Genomic DNA, 17,192 nt, shown 5'->3' with positions numbered 1-17,192 from the left:
GCGGTCAATCCGCCCCGCGGGCCGCCGGCGGGAGTACGGCCGACGTGCGCACCCGCGGAAGCGCGCGCGCTGTCATCAGCGCCTGCGCTGCATACATCAGCCCGGTCCACACGTACAGTCCCACTCCCCAGATGAGCAACGCCCAGCCCCACGGGTGCAGCGTCGTCGCCACGGCCGAGTCGCCGAAACCGGCCAGGAGCACCGGCAGCGCGATCATCAGGGTGAACGTGGCGGCCTTGCCCAGGTAGTGCACCTCCGGGGGGCCGAGCCCGCGGCTGCGATAGAGCGGGAGCGTGGCCGCCAGCACGAGCTCGCGGGCGATCAGCACCCCGACCACCCACCAGGGGATGATGCCGCGGATCGCGAAAGCGATGGGCACGGCCGCCATGTAGAGGCGGTCGGCCACCGGGTCCAGGAGCTCGCCGAGCCGGCTGTACTGGTCCAGCAGCCGCGCAAGCTTGCCGTCCACCCAATCCGACGCACCGCTGAGCAGCAGCACCGCCAGCGCCCACCCGTCGGCCTGCGGCCCCAGCACCAGGTAAAGGAACAGCGGCACCGCCAGAATGCGCAGCCCGCTGATGAGGTTCGGGACGGTCAGAGGGCCGCTGTCGGCCCTCTGACCCTCCTGCGTCGTCGACATGTCCACCCCCACCGCCTCGCCTCCGGGCGGTGTCAGCGTACCGGTCAGATGACGCCGAGCGCGAACATCGCGTCGGCCACCTTGACGAACCCGGAGATGTTGGCGCCCAGCACGTAGTCGCCGGGCTTGCCGTACTCGCGGGCGGTCTCACTGCAGCGCTCGTGCACGTCGCCCATGATCGCCGCGAGCCGCTCGTCGGTGTACTCGAAATGCCAGGAATCGCGCGAGGCGTTCTGCTGCATCTCGAGGGCCGAGGTGGCCACGCCGCCCGCGTTCGCCGCCTTGCCGGGGGCGAACGCCACTCCGGCTTCCCGGAATGCCTTGAGGGCCTCCGGGGTGGTGGGCATGTTGGCGCCCTCCGCGACGGCGAGGACTCCGTTCTTGATCAGGGTGGCTGCGTCGTCGCCGCTGAGCTCGTTCTGCGTGGCGCACGGAAGCGCCACGTCGCAGGGGACGTCCCAGATGGACCCGCCCTCGACGAAACGTGCGGAGGAACGCTGCTCCGCGTACTCGCTGACGCGCCCGCGCTTGATCTCCTTGATCTCCTTGAGCTGCTCCAGATCGATGCCCTGCTCGTCCACGATGTAGCCGGAGGAGTCGGAGCTGGCGATCACGGTGCCGCCGAGCTGGTGCACCTTCTCGATGGCGTAGACGGCCACATTGCCCGAGCCGGAGATGACGACCTTCTTGCCGGCGAGGTCCGTGCCCTTGGCCTCGAGCATGTTGGCCACGAAGTACGTGGCGCCGTACCCGGTGGCCTCCTTGCGCACCTGCGAGCCGCCCCACGTGAGGCCCTTGCCGGTGAGGACGCCGGACTCGTACGAGTTGGTCATCCGCTTGTACTGGCCGAACAGGTAGCCGATCTCGCGGCCGCCCACGCCGATGTCGCCTGCGGGGACGTCGGTGTACTCGCCCAGATGCCGGTGCAGCTCGGTCATGAACGACTGGCAGAAGCGCATGATCTCCGAGTTGCTGCGGCCCTTGGGGTCGAAGTCGGAGCCGCCCTTGCCGCCGCCGATGGGCAGCCCGGTCAGCGAGTTCTTGAAGATCTGTTCGAAGCCGAGGAACTTGACCATGCCCAGGTTGACGCTGGGGTGGAAGCGCAGGCCGCCCTTGTAGGGCCCGAGGACGCTGTTGTACTGCACGCGGAATCCGCGGTTGACGAGGACGTTGCCCTCGTCGTCCTGCCACGGCACGCGGAAGATGATCTGGCGCTCCGGTTCGCACAGCCGCTCGATGAGGCCCGCGTCCGCGTAATGCGGGTAGCGCTCGAGCACCACCGACAGCGATTCGAAGACCTCCGCGACGGCCTGGTGGAACAGCGGCTCGCCCGCGTTCCTCTTGACCACCTCGTCATAGATCCTGCTCACCTGACCATTACCGGTCACACGTCACCTTCTTTCAGCACACTTATCGATCTGTACTCGGACGACTCCGAAAAGTACCAAGCGATCAATCTATCCTGAACGAGGTCGCCGCCGGTAACCGGCGCCGAGCGCCGCAGGCCGGGCGATGGTGGAGCGATCACCGGGTGGACCGTCAGCGCCAGGCGAACACCGGCTGCTCGAAATTCGCCACACGGGTGTGCTCACCGTGCAGTACGACCTCGCGGAACTGGTAGATCACGGCCGCGGTGGGTGCATGGAGATGCCCACCACGCCACGGCAACTTTATCACCGGACGATCAGACTCCGGAATCCGATCGAACAACGGTTCGATGTCCAACTCATCGAAGGGGACGAAGAACACATCTGCCACCTCGTCCGGGCTGGGGCAGGTGACACGGTCCTCCCCCGCCCACAGCACCACCGGGGTCATGGTGAAGCCGGACCGGGTGGTGTAGTCGTCGAGCATCCCCAGCACCGCGTCGTCCGCCAACTCCACGCCGAGCTCCTCGGCGAGCTCGCGCCGCGCGGCCGTCGGCCCGTCCTCGCCCGGGTCCATCCGGCCGCCGGGCAGCGCGAACTGCCCGGGATGCTTGCGCAGCGTGAGCGAGCGGCGCGTCAACCAGATCCCGGGCACACCGCCACGCGTCGAGACCGCCAGCGCGACGGCGGATCCGACAGCGTGCCCGCCGGCACCGCCCCCTTCTTGACGCGTGAATGCGGCTACCGCGCACCGGACGTCGTCCTCTGTGACGGAGCCGGGGCCGAATCGGGCGGCCGCACCTGCCTCGCCTGGCGCATGCCCGGGCCGCACCACGTGGACGAACTCGTGACCGCCCGTGCCGTCCGGGGCCGCGACGCTCAGGTCCAGGTCGCTCAGGTCCAGGTCGCTCAGGTCCGTGTCGCTCGGGCCGGTGTCGCGCGTGTCCATAATCCGAGCGTAACCCCGCTTCCGGCCGGCCCGTCCTCCCACCGTCCGAGCGCCTTGTGCACAGGATCCCCGGGGGACACGCGCGCGGACGGCGCACCAGACGCTCGAAACGGCATGGTCGACGTCCGTTCCGTTCGTCTACGCCGTGTATCGTCGCCGGTATGCATTTGTACTTCCTGTGACAGCTGCGTCGGCCCTCCGCGCTCACCGGGATCACTTTGTAGCCGAGAGATCTCCGAGCCTTCGGACTGCCACGAATTTCGCCCCATCCAGGGCTGCTGTCACCCCACGCACCCGGCCGCCACCGGCCTGCCGTGGTGCGTCGTCTTCAAGGAATCGAATGCACACCCATACCCATCCCGCGCGCCGCCGTGCGCAGATCACCGCCACCGACGTCTCCGTCACACGTGGTGCCCAGACCGTTCTCCAGCACGTCGACCTCGTCGTCGGCGCGTCCTCGCGGTTGGCGATCGCGGGCGAGAACGGCCGCGGAAAAACAACCCTGCTGCACGTGATGGCGGGCACGCTGCCGCCCGATGCCGGAACGGTCCGCCGCGTCGGCACCGTCGGGCTCGCTGAGCAGGAGACGTCAGCGGCGGACGGCCGAACGGTGGGCGACGCGGTCGCGGAGGCGATCTCCCGACCCGTGGCCGCGCTCGCTGCACTCGACACCGCCACCCATGCTCTCGCCACCGGTGCAGTCGGCGCCGAGACGCTCTTCGCCGCGGCACTGGAGTCGGCAGAGTCCCTCGACGCGTGGGACGCCGAACGTCGTGTCCGGTTCGCCCTTGGGGCGCTCGGCGCGGTGTTCGACCCGGCCACCCTGTTGGCTGACCTGTCCGTCGGGCAACGCTACCGGGTCCGCCTAGCGTGCCTCCTCGGCGCAGACGCGGACTTCCTCCTGCTCGACGAGCCCACGAATCACCTCGACCGCAGCGGGCTCGACTTCCTCACGGAAAGGATCCGGCTGCGTCCCGGGGGCGTCGTGGTCGTCAGCCATGACAGGGCCCTGCTCCACGATGTCGCGGACGTCGTCGTGGACCTCGACCCGACATCGGACGGTATCCCACGCATGTACGGAGGTGGCTACGCCGGCTACCGCGAGGGGCGCTCGGCCGAACGTGAACGCTGGGAACAGGAATACGGCCGACAGCAGGCGGAGCACGCCCGTCTGCGCGACGATCTCAGCGCCGCCCGTAATCGGCTCGTCTCAAGGTGGCGGCCGGAGAAGGGCACCGACAAGCACGGGCGGGCCACCCGTGCGGGCGGGCTTGTCCAGAACGTGCACCGGCGGCAGCAGGCGCTCGAAGCGCACGCCGTCACCGTGCCGGAACCACCACTGGGCCTCCGGTTCCCCGATCTCCCCACGCGCACCGGAGCAGTTCTTCTGCACGTCGGCGACGTCAGCGTCGCCGGACGCCTGCCCGAGCCGGTCTCGTTCGAGCTGACGCACCGCGGCCGGCTCCTCGTCACGGGGCCGAACGGGGCAGGGAAGTCGACGCTGCTGGCAGTGGCCGGCGGCGCACTGCCTCCCGACACCGGGAAGGCGTGGGCGCCGCACGGCACCCGCACGGGCATCCTGCACCAGGAGACCTCGCTTCCCTTGGACCGTCCGGCGAGCGAGGTCTACGCCGCCCAGGTCGCCGGTCTCGTCTCGGCGGGCACGCTGCCACAGTCGGAGGCAGTGGGGCTCGACCGGCTCGGCCTTCTACGCCCGGGCGAGGCGGGCAAACGGGTAGGCGAACTGTCGACAGGCCAGCAGCGCCGCCTCGATCTGGCTCTCGTGCTCGCGGCGCGCCCGCACATTCTCCTGCTGGACGAGCCGACCAACCACCTGTCCATGACTCTCGTCGACGAGCTCACCGAGGCGCTCGGGGGCACTGAGGCGGCGGTCGTCCTGGCCACCCACGATCGACAGCTGCTGCGAGACGTCGCAGAGTGGCCGAGGATCCGGCTCGCCGCGACGGTCGCAGGCAACTCACCGGTGCCGATGGGCTGAGCGGGCGCCCTAGCCGGTGGCCCGCCGTTCCGAGAACCCTCGGCACAGGATCCCCGGGGAACACGTGCGCGGATCCGCATACCCAGTACTCGGAATGGCGGGATCTACCCGTGCCCGGGTCTGAAAGCAGAAAGGTGCCGGGACACCGCATCTGCGATGTCCCGGCACTCTTCTACGTCGGGCTGGCGGGATTCGAACCCACGACCCCTTGACCCCCAGTCAAGTGCGCTACCAAGCTGCGCCACAGCCCGTGACGCCGCGGGGAACAAGCACTCCCGCAGCACCAGGAAGAACAGTACCGCAGGCGGGGCCCAACCTGCTAATCGGCCCCCGACCTGCGGTGTTCCCGATCCGTGCTGCCGCTACTTCTTGCGCCGGTCCCGCTTCTCCCGCACGCGCACGGAGATCCGCACGGGGCTGCCCGCGAAGCCGAACTCCTCGCGCAGCCGCCGCTCCAGGAACCGCCGGTATCCGGCCTCGAGGAAGCCCGTGGTGAACAGCACGAACGTCGGCGGCCGCGTGCCCGCCTGGGTGGCGAACATGATCCGGGGCAGCCTGCCCCCGCGCATCGGCGGCGGCGTGGCGGCGACGACCTCCTTGAGCCAGTTGTTGAGCCTGCCCGTCGGCACGCGCGTATCCCACGACGCCAGCGCGGTCTCCATGGCGGGCACCAGCTTCTGCACGGCCCGCCCGGTGAGCGCGGAGATGTTGACCCGCTGCGCCCACGGCACCCGGTGCATCTCGCGGTCGATCTCGCGGTCGAGCTCGTACCGGCGGTCCTCATCCACGAGGTCCCACTTGTTGTAGACGACGACGAGGGCGCGGCCGGCGTCCGCGACCATCGACAGCACGCGCAGGTCCTGCTCGGTGATCGGCTGCGAGCCGTCGATGAGCAGGATCGCGAGTTCGGCCGCGTCGATGGCGGACCGGGTGCGCAGCGAGGCGTAGAACTCGGTGCCGCTGGCCTGCCGCACCTTTCGCCGCAGGCCCGCCGTGTCGACGAACCGCCAGACGCTGCCGCCCAGTTCCACCAGCGTGTCCACCGGGTCCACCGTGGTGCCGGCGACGTCGTGCACCACCGAGATCTCGCCGCCGGAGAGCTTGTTGAGCAGGCTCGATTTGCCGACGTTCGGCTTGCCGACGAGTGCCACGCGACGCGGGCCGCCGACCGGCGCCGCCGTGTCGCGCGGAGTCTCCGGCAGCGTTTCGAGGATCAGGTCGAGCAGATCCCCCGTTCGACGGCCGTGGATGGCGCTGACCGTGTGCGGCTCCCCCAGGCCCAGCGACCACAGGGCCGCCGCGTCCGCCTCGACGCGGCTCGAGTCCACCTTGTTCGCGACCAACAGCACCGGCGTCTTGGAGCGCCGCAGGATACGGGCGAACGCCTCGTCGGTGGCCGTCGCGCCCACGGTCGCATCCACCACGAGCAGGATCGCGTCCGCCTCGGCCATGGCCGTCTCGGCCTGCCGCGCCACGGACTTCTGCAGGCCCACCGCGTCGGGCTCCCACCCGCCGGTGTCCTGCACCATGAACCTGCGGCCGGACCACTCGGCGCTGTAGGCGACCCTGTCTCGCGTCACGCCCGGCACGTCCTCCACGACGGCCTCACGCCGGCCGATGAGCCGGTTGACCAAGGTGGACTTGCCCACGTTCGGCCGGCCCACGATCGCCAGCACCGGCTGCGGGACGGCGTCCTCCGACACTTCCTCGGCGAGCTCCGCGTCGAGCGCCGTCCAGTCGGACTCGTCGCTCCAGATGCCGTCCATGCCGACCCCGACGCCCACGGAACCGGGCCGGTCGATGCCCTGCCCGTAGATGTCGCCGCCGCCGATTGTGCCGCTCTCGCCGCCACCGCGACCCACGTCGTCGCTCATAGGGCTGCTCCCATGCTCTCGCGCGCAAGCCCGGTGAGGAGCTGCACGACTTCGTCGAATCCCATGTCGCTGGTGTCCACCACGCGCGCGTCCTCGGCCGGCCGCAGCGGCGAGACGGCGCGCGTGGAGTCCAGGTGGTCGCGCCGGCGGACAGATTCCAGGACCGCGTCGTAGTCGTCGGCGCCGCCGGCTGCCATGTTCTGGCTGTTGCGCCGCTGCGCGCGGGCCTCGGCCGTCGCGGTGAGGAACACCTTCACGTCGGCGCCGGGCAACACGACGGTGCCGATGTCCCGCCCCTCGACCACCATCCGTTCCCGCGCGGAACCCAGGATGCGCTGGACCTCCACCAGGGCCGTGCGCACATCCGGCACCGCCGACACGGCGGAGACCGCCGCCGTCACGGCATCGCCGCGGATCTCCGCCGAGACGTCCTCGCCACTCAGGAGGATCTCCTCGACGAGGGCGTCGGAGCCGACCGACACCGGGAGCCCACGCACGGCGGCGGCGACCGCCACCGGGTCGGCGATGTCCACCGCCCCGCGCAGCACGTGCAGCGTCGCCACCCGGTACATCGCCCCGGTGTCGAGGTACCCGGCGCCGATGCGGTGCGCCACCTGGCGGGACACACTGGACTTGCCGGTGCCCGACGGCCCGTCGATCGCCATCGTGAACCGCGACGTACCCGACGGCGCCGACGCGCTCACATTCCCACCTTGGCGTAGAGCTCGGCCACCTCGGCGCCGCGCAGCACCCGGAGCGTGCCGGGACGTTGGTCGCCGAGCGACACGGGCCCGACGTCGGTGCGTACCAGCTCCAGCACCGGGTGCCCGACCTCCTCGAACAACCGGCGCACGATGTGTTTGCGCCCCTCGTGCAGCACCACCCGCACCATGGTGCGGGTCTCCCCCAGGTCGACCACGGAGAACTTGTCGACGTGCACCGGCCCGTCCTCGAGTTCCACGCCGTCCGCCAGGATCCGGCCCAGATTGCGGGGGATGCGGCCGTCGAGGGTCGCCAGGTAGGTCTTGAGGATCTCGTACGACGGGTGCATGAGCCGGTGTGCAAGCTCGCCGTCGTTGGTGAGCAGGATCAGCCCCTCGGTCTCGGCGTCGAGCCTGCCGACGTGGAAGATCCGCTGGCCCGCCATGACCCGCTCGGCGACGATGTCGCCGATGCACGGCCGGCCCAGGTCGTCGGACATCGTCGACTGCCACCCGCGCGGCTTGTTCAGCGCCAGATACACCATGTCCTGGTCGATCACGATGCGGACACCGTCGACGCGGACGACGGACTCGGTGGGGTCGATGCGCATCCCCTGGCGTGTGACGATCTGACCGTCGACCTCCACGCGTCCCCTGTCGATGAGGATCTCCGCGGCCCTCCGTGATGCGACACCCGCCTGCGCCAGCACCTTCTGCAGGCGCACGCCCTCGCCGCCACCGCCGGAACTCCCCTCGAACGAGGTCGCCGCGGGCCCGTCGGACTGGTTGCGGGCCGGGCGGGCGAAGCTGAGCATCGTGGGTTCGCGCTTGGCCCGCGTGGGCTTCGGCTTGCTCTGTGCCGCCGCCTTCGGTGCGGCACCCCTGGCCGACCCGCCCCTGGCCGATCCGCCGCGCGCCGATCCGCCCCTGGCGGGGGCGCCTTTGCCCGTCGCCGCGGGCTTGCCGGTGCGGGACGGCTTCCGGGACGGCCGGCCGCCCTGCTGCGGGGAGTCGTCGGCCCGGCCGGGGCGCCCTCCCTCTCCGCGTGTGCCGCCGTGTCCACCGCGGGCGGGTTTGCCGGGCTGCGCATCACGCGCGGGTGTGCGACCGTGCGGCCTGCCGGCCCCTGCGCGGTTGCTGCCCCCGCCGCGTCCGGCGCGGGGGTCTCGGTCTCGATCCGGTGTGCCATCTCGGCGAGCGGGTCTCATCAGTGTTCGTCCACATCTATTTCGGTTGTGTTCTCCTCCGTCGAGGAGGAGCGCGCGTGCATTCTCATGACCCGCGGGTCGTCGTCGAGGTTGTCGCCGATGTACTCGATGACGTCCTCGTCCGGCAGCAGCGGCGCCAGCGGAGGAAGATCCTCCAGGGAGTCCAGCCCGAGCCGTTCCAGGAACAGTCCCGTGGTGGTGTACAGCGTCCCGCGCGTCTCGGGGTCCGGTCCGGCCTCGGTGATCAGACCCCGCGCCACAAGGGTACGCATCACGCCGTCCGCGTTGACCCCGCGCACCGCCGCCACGCGGGTACGGGTCACCGGTTGACGGTAGGCGATCACCGCCAGCGTCTCGAGCGCGGCCCTGGTCAATGTGGCGCGCGTCCCGTCCAGCAACAGCCGTTCGACATACGGCGCGTTCTCGGTGCGCGTGAACAGCCGCCACCCGTCGCCCGTGAAGCGCAGGTCCATTCCGCCGCCCGTGTCGTCGTACCGCCGGGAGATCGACGCCAGCCGCTCCTCCGCGCGAGCCTGCGGGACGTCGAGCACGTCCGCGAACACCTCGGCCGGGACCGGCGAGTCCGCCACCAGCAGCAGGGATTCGATGATGGCGTCCACCCGCTCGTCGGTCAGCGGCGCGGCGTCCGCGTCGGCCCCGCCTGCCCCGTCGGTACCGCCTGCATCACCGGCCGTCGTCATGCGTACTCCTCGTCGTCGATGTCCTCGGCGTCGCCCTCGCCGGTCCATTCCACCAGCAGATCGCCGAGCGGCTCGGGCTGGTCGAAGGTGACCGTGCGCTGGCGGTAGAGCTCCAGCAGCCCCAGGAAACGGGCGACGATCTCCAGCCGGGTGCCGCACTCGTCCACCAGCTCGGTGAACGTCGCAGGCGCGTCCGCACCGCGCCGCCGCAGCAGTTCGACGATGCGCTGCGCATGCTCCTGCACCGACACGCGCGGCGCGTGCAGGTGGTCCAGCCCCACCGACGGGACCTCTTTGGGACGCATGGCGTAGGCGGCGATCTCCGCGAGCCGTTCCGGACCCGCGCCGATCCGCACCTCCGGCAGCAGGTCCGTGAACCTCTCCTCCAGAGGCACCGCCGCCGGATACCGCTGCAGCGCCGCCGCCTCGAGCTCCCGGAAGAGCTCCGCCACCTGCTTGTACGCGCGATACTGCAGGATCCGCGCGAAGAGCAGGTCGCGGATCTCGAGCAGCTCCAGGTCCGCCTCGTCCTCCACCTCTCCCGAGGGCAGCAGCCGCGCCGCCTTCAGGTCCAGCAGCGTCGACGCGATGACCAGGAACTCCGTCGTCTGGTCGAGTCCCATCTGCGCGCCCAATTGCTTGGTGTAGGCGATGAAGTCATCGGTGACCACGTGCAACGCCACTTCGGTCACGTCCATCCGGTGCTGGCCGATCAGCTGGAGCAGCAGGTCGAACGGGCCCTCGAAGTTCTGCAGCCGCACGGTGAAGCCCGCGTCCGCGGAGCGGGGCTCCTCGGTGTCGGCCTGATCGCTCGCAGTCTGCGCGGATACGTCGGCCGCCGCCTGCACGACCGGTTCCGCGCCCCCTGCGGTCACCGGCCCGTGCGGTGGATGACTTCGCGCGCCAGCGTCCTGTACGACTGCGCCCCCGTGGATTTCGGGGCCCAGGTGGTGATCGGCTCACCGGCCACGGAGGTCTCCGGGAACCGCACCGTCCGCGAGATCACCGAATCGAATACGGCGTCGCCGAAGACCTCGACCACTCTGGACATGACCTCCCGCGAGTGCAAGGTGCGCGCGTCGAACATCGTGACCAGGATCCCCTCGAGCGTCAGGCGCGGGTTGAGCCGGTCGCGGACCTTGTCGATGGTGTCGTTGAGCAGGGCGAGCCCACGCAGGCTGAAGAACTCGCACTCCATGGGGATGAGGACGCTGTCCGAACACGCCAGCGCGTTCACCGTCAGCAGCCCCAGCGACGGCTGGCAGTCGATCAGCACGTAGTCGTAGCGGTCCAGCACCGGGTGCAGCACGCGGGCCAGCGCCTGTTCTCGGCCGACCTCGCTCACCAGCTGGATCTCGGCGGCCGACAGGTCGATGTTGCTGGGCAGCAGGTCCAGCCCCTCGACGCGGGTGCGCATGACGACGTCGTCGATATCCACGCCGCGCTCGACGAGGAGGTTGTAGACGGTGCGTTCCAGGTCGTGGTGCGCCACGCCGAGGCCCGCCGAAAGCGCCCCCTGCGGGTCGAGGTCCACCATGAGCACCCGGCGCCCGCACTCCGCGATCGCGGCACCGAGGTTGATCGTGGAGGTCGTTTTCCCCACGCCGCCCTTTTGATTGCACATCGCGATCACCCGCGCGGTGCCGCCGCGCGGCGCCGGCCCCGGCTCGGGGATCTCGCGCACGGGGCGCCCGGTGGGTCCGAGCTCCACAGCATCCGAGGCCGCCGCGGCTTCCTTCTTGCGTTCCGGTGACCCGAACAACCCGCCGTCCCCGGCCTCCGCGATTCCGCGATCGGATGCCGGCGGTTGCGCTGCAGTCACAATCGGTACTCCCCTCCGCTCGACGCGGGCCCGTTCCGTCGCGGCCAGTCTATTGTCCGCAGCCGCCATGCGGAGCCTATCCGCACGACGGCCCGTGGCGCACGGCACCTTCCCCCGGCCGCCGGGCACTGCCGCCTCCCGCCGCCCGCATCAACGCGCCCGCGGGTGCGCACCGGCCCAGACCTCCCGCAGCGCGGTGACCGTCACCATGGTGTAGACCTGCGTGGTCGATACCGACGCGTGCCCCAGCAGCTCCTGCACCACCCGCACGTCCGCCCCGCCGTCGAGCAGGTGCGTCGCGAACGAATGCCGCAGCGTGTGCGGGGACACCCCCGCTGCGATCCCCGCCCGTGACGCGGCGTCCTGCAGAACCTGCCATGCGCTCTGCCGCGACAGCCGCCCGCCCCGCGCGTTGAGGAACATCGCCGCTCCCCCACGCTTCGCCAGGGCGGGGCGGCCGCGCACCAGGTAGGCGTCGATGGCGGCGAGCGCCGGCCGGCCCACGGGGACGATGCGCTCCTTTCCGCCCTTGCCCGCGAGGATCACCGAACGCGTCTCCGCGTCGATGTCGTCGACGTCGAGCGCGATCGCCTCGGAGATCCGCGCCCCCGTCGAGTAGAGCGTTTCCAGCAGTGCCCGGTCGCGCAGACCGCGCGGCACTGCGGATTGCCCCCCGCTGCCGCCTTCGGCCGCGTCGCCCGTGCCGCCCGCCGCCTCGAGAAGGCGGAGCACCTCGTCCACCGTCAGCGCCTTCGGCAGCCGTCTGCCCGCGCGGGGCGGGTGCACCTCCCGCGCCACGTCCGCGGGGATGAGCCGTTCGGCCGCCGCGAACTTGTGCAACCCGCGCGCAGCGACGAGCGCGCGTGCGGCCGAACTCGCCGCCAACGGCGGAATGCCGTCCGCGGGGGCGCCGCGCCGCATGTCCGCGAGGAACCCCGCCACCGTCGCCTCCGTCACGTCCGCGAGGTCGTGCACGTCCACTGATCGCAGGTAGGCGCCGTATCTGTTCAGATCGCGCGTGTAGGAGGTGAGCGTGTTGTGCGCCGCTCCGCGCTCCACGGTGAGGTGGTCCAGGTACCCGCGGATCTGGACGCTCAGCGCGTCGGCTCGCGCCGGGGCCGTCACCGCAGGCACGGAATCCGCCTGCGCCGTCTCGGCCTCCTCCGCGGGTTCCATCTCAGCGGCCGCCCCGCGACTCTGCGCGCGCGGCGAAGGCCTCGGCGGTCACCAGCGGAGGGCTGTCCACCTTGCGGGTCCGTCCGTGACCGGCACGCACGGCGGACACCGCCAGAATGCCCGCCACCGCGGCCGCATTGACGATCTCACCGGTGAACACCATGGCCACCGCCTCGCTCAGCGCCACCGCCCGCACCTCGAGGTCGGCCTCCTCGTCCTGCGCCTCGGGCCTGCCCGCGTCGGTGAGCCCCTCCGCCAGGTACACGCGCAGCGTCTCGTCCGTGAATCCGGGCGACGCGGCCAGGTCCACGAGCACCGACCACCGTGCAGCCCGCAGCCCGGCCTCCTCGTGCAGTTCACGTTGCGCGCCCGCCAGGGCCGCCTCGCCGGTGACGTCCATCAGGCCGGCGGGCAGCTCCCAGATCCGTCTTCCCAGAGGATGCCGGTACTGGCGGATGAGCGTGATCCGGTCGTCCTCGTCGACGGCGGCGATGACCACCGCGGCGTGGTGCTCCACCACCTCGCGCCGGGCGGTCGTGCCGCCCGGCATCGCCACCTCGTCCACCCGGAGGGCGACGATCGCGCCGTCGTAGACGGTCTCCGACCCCTCCACGGAGAACTCGTGCCGTTCCCGGTCCTCGGCGCCATCGTCGGCCATCGGGCGATCAGTCCTCCGCACCCGCGCGGACTCCCGGACGCGCGCGTTCCGCGTCATCGCCCGCTGCATCCGCGTCCGCACCGTCCTCTTCCGTGGCCGCCGTGGCCTGTGCTGCGCCATCGCGGCCGGGGATGTCCACCGGCAGCCGCTCCTCCGCCTTGTAGGCGAGGGCGGCGGCGACGAACACGTCGAACAGCGGGTGCGGCCGAGTGGGCCGGCTCTTCAGTTCCGGGTGCGCTTGCGTCGCGACGAAGAACGGATGGAGTTCCCGCGGCAGCTCGACGAACTCGACGAGCCTGCCGTCGGGCGACGTGCCGCTGAATTCCAGGCCCGTCGCCGCGATCCGGTCGCGGTAGGCGTTGTTGACCTCGTAACGGTGGCGGTGCCGCTCGCTGATGGTCTCCGCCCCGTACGCCTCCGCCACCACCGAACCGGGCTGCAGCTGCGCCGGATACGCGCCCAGTCGCATCGTGCCGCCGAGATCGGCCTCACCCGCGACCGCCGCCTCCTGGTCGGCCATCGTCGAGATCACCGGATCGGGCGTGTCCGGGTCGAACTCCGTCGATCCGGCCTGCTCGATCCCCGCCGCGCGCGCCGCCTCGATGACCACGCACTGCAGTCCGAGGCACAGGCCCAGGAGCGGAATCCGGCGCGTGCGCGCGAACCGGATGGCCCCCACTTTGCCCTCGATGCCGCGGATGCCGAACCCGCCCGGAATGAGCACGCCGTCCACCTCGCCCAGCGCGGCCTGCGCACCCGCTTCCGATTCGCAGTCGTCGGAGGGCACCCACACGATCTCCACCCGCGCACGGTGGGCGAACCCCCCGGCGCGCAGCGCTTCGGTGACCGAAAGATATGCGTCCGGCAGGTCGACGTACTTGCCGACGAGCGCCAGGCGGACGGTCTCGGTGGGCTCGTGCACCCGCTTGAGCAGGTCGCCCCAAATGGTCCAGTCGACGTCGCGGAACGGCAGGCCGAGCTTGCGTACCACGTAGGCGTCCAGCTGGGCCCGGTGCAGCACCTTGGGGATGTCGTAGATGGACGGCGCATCCGGGGTGGAGATGACGCCGTCGATGTCGACGTCGCACATCAGCGCGATCTTGGCCCGCAACGGGTCCGGCACGTCCCGGTCCGCGCGCAGGATCAGCGCATCGGGCTGGATGCCGATGTTCCGCAGCGCGGCCACCGAGTGCTGGGTGGGCTTGGTCTTCAGCTCACCGGACGGGGCCAGGTAGGGGATCAGCGACACGTGCATGAAGAAGACGTTGTCGCGGCCCACGTCGTGCCGGATCTGGCGTGCGGCCTCCAGGAACGGTTGCGACTCGATGTCGCCGACCGTGCCGCCGATCTCCGTGATCACGACGTCCGGGACGCTGCCCTCGTCGTCCTCGCCGGCCATGGCGAGGATGCGGCGCTTGATCTCGTCGGTGATGTGCGGGATCACCTGGACGGTATCGCCCAGATACTCCCCGCGGCGCTCCTTGGCGATCACGTCCGAGTACACCTGACCGGTGGTGACGTTCGCGAAGCCGGACAGGTCCCTGTCCAGGAAACGCTCGTAGTGGCCGATGTCCAGGTCGGTTTCCGCGCCGTCCTCGGTGACGAAGACCTCGCCGTGCTGGAACGGGTTCATGGTGCCCGGATCCACGTTGAGATACGGGTCCAGCTTCTGCATCGTCACCCGGAGTCCCCGGGAGGTCAGCAGCTGGCCCAGGCTGGACGCGGTGAGTCCCTTGCCCAGCGACGACGCGACGCCGCCGGTGACGAAGAGGTACTTGGTCGAAATACGCGCTGAACGGCGTGGCAGTTGCAACGAAGCTCCCGTGTGACCTTGCAGGTGGATGGATTGGGCCCGCCGACCCACGGGACCTCACGGTAACACCTCCGGCGTCCCGGTGTGCGGGGACGCACCGTGTCCGTGGGCGCGGGCACAGCATCGGGCGCGAAGTGTCCCGCAGCCGCGGATTCCGGCCCGACGCGGCTACGACACCGTCAGCGCACCGGCCCCCGGGCCCACCCCGAGCTGTCCGGAACGGCCCTCGAGCTCCTCGCGCAGCGCCAGCACCGTGCTGATCCTGCCCGCGCTGCGCTCGACGTTGTCGACGGTGCTCAGGTGGTTGGAGATCGCCGCATCCGAGCGCGCCACCGCCACCGCGCCGTTGCCTTCCGCCGAGCCCGCATCGCCGGCGAGCACGGTCCCGGCGCCCCGGGAGTCCATCGCCGCCGCGAACCGGGCGACGATCGGGCCCTTGTTCCCGTTGTCGGACGTGCCTGTCACGACCAGCGCGAGCTGCCCCGGTGCGACGGTCCCGTCCTGGTAGGAGATGAACCCGCCGGATCGCAGCGTCTGCATCGCCAGATCACGCTCCGCCGGAGTCGACTGGGGCTCCGCCGTCTGCGGATCCAGCATCAGCACCGAACCCAGCAGGTCGCCGCCCATGCTGCCCGGGTCGACGGCGGCGGTGCTCAGCTGCACCCCCGCGGGAACGACGTTGGTCACGGTCGCCCGCAACTGGTCCGCCCCTTGCGCGGTCACGAACGCCTCGGTCAACCCGACCTGCCCGGTGACCTTGCCGCCCGCGGCCGCCACGAGGCCCACCGCCGCGTCCACGCTCTCCGGCGCGGCGCTCGGCGTCGTGAAGACGACCACGGTGCGATCCGTGAGGGATCCTCCGACCACGCGACCCGCGATGGCCGAATCGAACCCGTCGGCCGCCTGGAGCTGCAGATTCTGCGCGTTCGCCTGCGACTGCAGGTCGTGCACCTGGGACTGCAGGTCCTGCTTGTCGTCGGTCAGGCCGGACAGCAGGTTGTCGGAGAGCACCGAAGATCCCAGCACGACCCCGATCGCGAGAGCCAGGAAGATCGCGGCGATGGAGATCGCGTGCTGGCGTAGCGAGATCACGTGAAGAGCTCCTGGAACTTCACGGCGACCGAGTTCCAGGTGTCGACGGCCCAGTCGATGATCTCCTGCCCGGTGCCGGTGACGGCCACCGCGGCCACCACGGCGAGCAGGGCCGCGAGGATCAGCATCGTGACCGCCAGCCCGGACACGCGACTCCGGTACAGGGTTGCGACGGCCTTGCCGTCGACGAGCTTCTGCCCGACCTTGAGCCTGGTGAGGAACGCCGACGGGTTCGAATCACCGCGGCTCCGGTCGAAGAAGTCGTCCAGCGAGGCACTGGCGCCGACCGTGACGATGAGCGCCGCCCCGTGATGGTCGGCGAGCAGCAGCGCCAGGTCGGTGGGCGACCCGGCGGCGGGGAACGTCATCGCCCCGATGCCCAGGTCCTGGATCCGCTCCAGGCCGGCGGCGTGCCCGTCCTGGTCGGCCGGGAGCACGACCTGCGCGCCGCACCGCAGCGTCTCCGAGGTCACGTCTGCCGGGTCGGCCACGATGAGGTCCGGCCGGTAGCCGCCCTTCACCAGCGCATCCGCGCCCTTGCCCACCCCCACGAGGACCGGGGAATACTCCTTGACGAACGACTTGAGCCGCTTGAGGTCCTCCGCGTGATCGGGGCCGTCCGACACGACCACCACGTGGCGGCCGTCGAGATCGATGTCGATGTCCGGCACGCCGACGCCGTCGATCAGCAGGGGGCTCTCGCTCCGGATGAATTCGATCGCGTTGCCGGAGAACGCCTCGAGATGGTTGACCAGGCCGGTCTTGGCCTCGATCATCAGGTCCGCGATCTCGGCCTGCGTCATCTCCGCGCCGCCGGTCAGCCGCCGCTCCCCCGAGTACACCGCCCCCTCGTGGACACGCACCCGCGCGCCGTCCTTGACCTTGCGCAGCGCGTCTTCGCCCGCACGGTCGATGAGCGTGATCCCCGCCGACACCAGGACCTCCGGCCCCAGGTTGGGGTAGCGCCCGGAGACCGACTCCGACGCGTTCACGACAGCGGCCACCTTGGCCTCCACCAGCGCGTCCGCGGTGACCCGGTCGAGGTCCACCTCGTCCAGAACGACGATGTCGCCCTCACCCACCCGGCCGAGCAGCTTGGTCGTGTTGCGGCCAACCCGGGCGAGGCCGACAGTGCCCGGGAGCGCGTCTGTGCTTCGCGAGAGCAACGCAGGCATCTTCATGCCTGAAATGA

General features: G+C 70.7%; 15 protein-coding genes and 1 tRNA gene. 1 reads left to right on the top strand and 15 read right to left on the bottom strand.

From position 1 onward, the window contains the following. Window positions 1–4 precede the first annotated feature (4 nt). The 3 genes from FO059_RS08245 to FO059_RS08235 form a co-directional block, all read right to left on the bottom strand. The gene (locus tag FO059_RS08245) at window positions 5–640 is read right to left on the bottom strand and encodes a CDP-alcohol phosphatidyltransferase family protein (RefSeq protein ID WP_143907880.1); all 636 of its coding nucleotides are present in this window, start codon (window positions 638–640) and stop codon (window positions 5–7) included. A gap of 44 nt (window positions 641–684) precedes the next feature. Next, window positions 685–2,028: an NADP-specific glutamate dehydrogenase gene (gene gdhA / locus FO059_RS08240; protein ID WP_143907878.1), complete on the bottom strand. Its 1,344-nt coding sequence runs from the start codon at window positions 2,026–2,028 to the stop codon at window positions 685–687. Window positions 2,029–2,179: 151 nt separating this feature from the next. Then, entirely contained in the window at window positions 2,180–2,839 is a 660-nt protein-coding gene (locus FO059_RS08235; protein WP_372497945.1) for an NUDIX hydrolase, read from the bottom strand. A gap of 457 nt (window positions 2,840–3,296) precedes the next feature. Between FO059_RS08235 and FO059_RS08230 the strand changes: the two genes are divergently transcribed. Further along, the gene (locus FO059_RS08230) at window positions 3,297–4,955 is read left to right on the top strand and encodes an ATP-binding cassette domain-containing protein (RefSeq protein WP_143907874.1); all 1,659 of its coding nucleotides are present in this window, start codon (window positions 3,297–3,299) and stop codon (window positions 4,953–4,955) included. A gap of 177 nt (window positions 4,956–5,132) precedes the next feature. Here the strand turns inward: FO059_RS08230 and FO059_RS08225 are convergent. The 12 genes from FO059_RS08225 to steA all read right to left on the bottom strand — a co-directional run bounded on the left by FO059_RS08225 (window position 5,133) and on the right by steA (window position 17,181). Beyond that, window positions 5,133–5,206 (bottom strand) — tRNA-Pro (locus FO059_RS08225). Window positions 5,207–5,317: 111 nt separating this feature from the next. Beyond that, window positions 5,318–6,721 (bottom strand): ribosome biogenesis GTPase Der, encoded by a 1,404-nt coding sequence (gene der / locus FO059_RS08220; protein WP_143910575.1) that lies wholly within the window; start codon window positions 6,719–6,721, stop codon window positions 5,318–5,320. 104 nt (window positions 6,722–6,825) lie between these two features. After that, a complete protein-coding gene (gene cmk, locus FO059_RS08215) occupies window positions 6,826–7,494 on the bottom strand; it encodes a (d)CMP kinase (protein WP_143910574.1) in 669 nt (222 codons plus the stop codon). A gap of 35 nt (window positions 7,495–7,529) precedes the next feature. After that, window positions 7,530–8,345 carry a pseudouridine synthase gene (locus tag FO059_RS08210; RefSeq protein ID WP_372497944.1) on the bottom strand — a complete coding sequence of 272 codons (816 nt, stop codon included), beginning with the start codon at window positions 8,343–8,345 and terminating at the stop codon, window positions 7,530–7,532. A 392-nt stretch (window positions 8,346–8,737) separates the two neighbouring features. Beyond that, window positions 8,738–9,439, bottom strand: a complete 702-nt coding sequence (gene scpB, locus FO059_RS08205) for an SMC-Scp complex subunit ScpB (RefSeq protein ID WP_143907870.1) — start codon at window positions 9,437–9,439, stop codon at window positions 8,738–8,740. Continuing rightward, window positions 9,436–10,314 (bottom strand): segregation and condensation protein A, encoded by an 879-nt coding sequence (locus FO059_RS08200; RefSeq protein ID WP_372497943.1) that lies wholly within the window; start codon window positions 10,312–10,314, stop codon window positions 9,436–9,438. Before FO059_RS08200 ends, scpB begins: the two co-directional genes overlap by 4 nt. After that, a complete protein-coding gene (locus FO059_RS08195) occupies window positions 10,311–11,201 on the bottom strand; it encodes a ParA family protein (protein ID WP_233266800.1) in 891 nt (296 codons plus the stop codon). The genes FO059_RS08200 and FO059_RS08195 overlap by 4 nt, the downstream gene beginning before the upstream one ends. A 210-nt stretch (window positions 11,202–11,411) precedes the next feature. Next, window positions 11,412–12,437, bottom strand: a complete 1,026-nt coding sequence (xerD, locus tag FO059_RS08190) for a site-specific tyrosine recombinase XerD (protein WP_143907866.1) — start codon at window positions 12,435–12,437, stop codon at window positions 11,412–11,414. Between the two features lies 1 nt (window position 12,438). Further along, window positions 12,439–13,095 carry an NUDIX domain-containing protein gene (locus FO059_RS08185; RefSeq protein ID WP_143907864.1) on the bottom strand — a complete coding sequence of 219 codons (657 nt, stop codon included), beginning with the start codon at window positions 13,093–13,095 and terminating at the stop codon, window positions 12,439–12,441. A 7-nt stretch (window positions 13,096–13,102) separates the two neighbouring features. Continuing rightward, a complete protein-coding gene (locus FO059_RS08180) occupies window positions 13,103–14,908 on the bottom strand; it encodes a CTP synthase (RefSeq protein ID WP_372497942.1) in 1,806 nt (601 codons plus the stop codon). A 168-nt stretch (window positions 14,909–15,076) separates the two neighbouring features. Beyond that, window positions 15,077–16,000 carry a copper transporter gene (locus FO059_RS08175; RefSeq protein WP_143907862.1) on the bottom strand — a complete coding sequence of 308 codons (924 nt, stop codon included), beginning with the start codon at window positions 15,998–16,000 and terminating at the stop codon, window positions 15,077–15,079. Next, a complete protein-coding gene (gene steA, locus FO059_RS08170) occupies window positions 15,997–17,181 on the bottom strand; it encodes a putative cytokinetic ring protein SteA (protein ID WP_143907860.1) in 1,185 nt (394 codons plus the stop codon). Before steA ends, FO059_RS08175 begins: the two co-directional genes overlap by 4 nt. Window positions 17,182–17,192: the final 11 nt, after the last annotated feature.

It is taken from the genome of Tomitella fengzijianii (assembly GCF_007559025.1).
GTDB classification, from domain to species: Bacteria; Actinomycetota; Actinomycetes; order Mycobacteriales; family Mycobacteriaceae; genus Tomitella; species Tomitella fengzijianii.
Note: the sequence above shows the minus strand (reverse complement) of the source record. Positions and strands in the feature narration are given on the sequence as shown.

Bases quoted from the DNA above. Each gene is read 5' to 3' on its own strand.
- FO059_RS08185 (WP_143907864.1), bottom strand. From the start codon at position 13,095: ATGGCCGACGATGGCGCCGAGGACCGGGAACGGCACGAGTTCTCCGTG.
- xerD (WP_143907866.1), bottom strand. From the start codon at position 12,437: ATGGAACCCGCGGAGGAGGCCGAGACGGCGCAGGCGGATTCCGTGCCT.
- scpB (WP_143907870.1), bottom strand. From the start codon at position 9,439: ATGACGACGGCCGGTGATGCAGGCGGTACCGACGGGGCAGGCGGGGCC.
- steA (WP_143907860.1), bottom strand. From the start codon at position 17,181: ATGAAGATGCCTGCGTTGCTCTCGCGAAGCACAGACGCGCTCCCGGGC.
- cmk (WP_143910574.1), bottom strand. From the start codon at position 7,494: ATGGCGATCGACGGGCCGTCGGGCACCGGCAAGTCCAGTGTGTCCCGC.
- FO059_RS08245 (WP_143907880.1), bottom strand. From the start codon at position 640: ATGTCGACGACGCAGGAGGGTCAGAGGGCCGACAGCGGCCCTCTGACC.
- der (WP_143910575.1), bottom strand. From the start codon at position 6,721: ATGGACGGCATCTGGAGCGACGAGTCCGACTGGACGGCGCTCGACGCG.
- FO059_RS08210 (WP_372497944.1), bottom strand. From the start codon at position 8,345: ATGCTCAGCTTCGCCCGCCCGGCCCGCAACCAGTCCGACGGGCCCGCG.
- FO059_RS08230 (WP_143907874.1), top strand. From the start codon at position 3,297: ATGCACACCCATACCCATCCCGCGCGCCGCCGTGCGCAGATCACCGCC.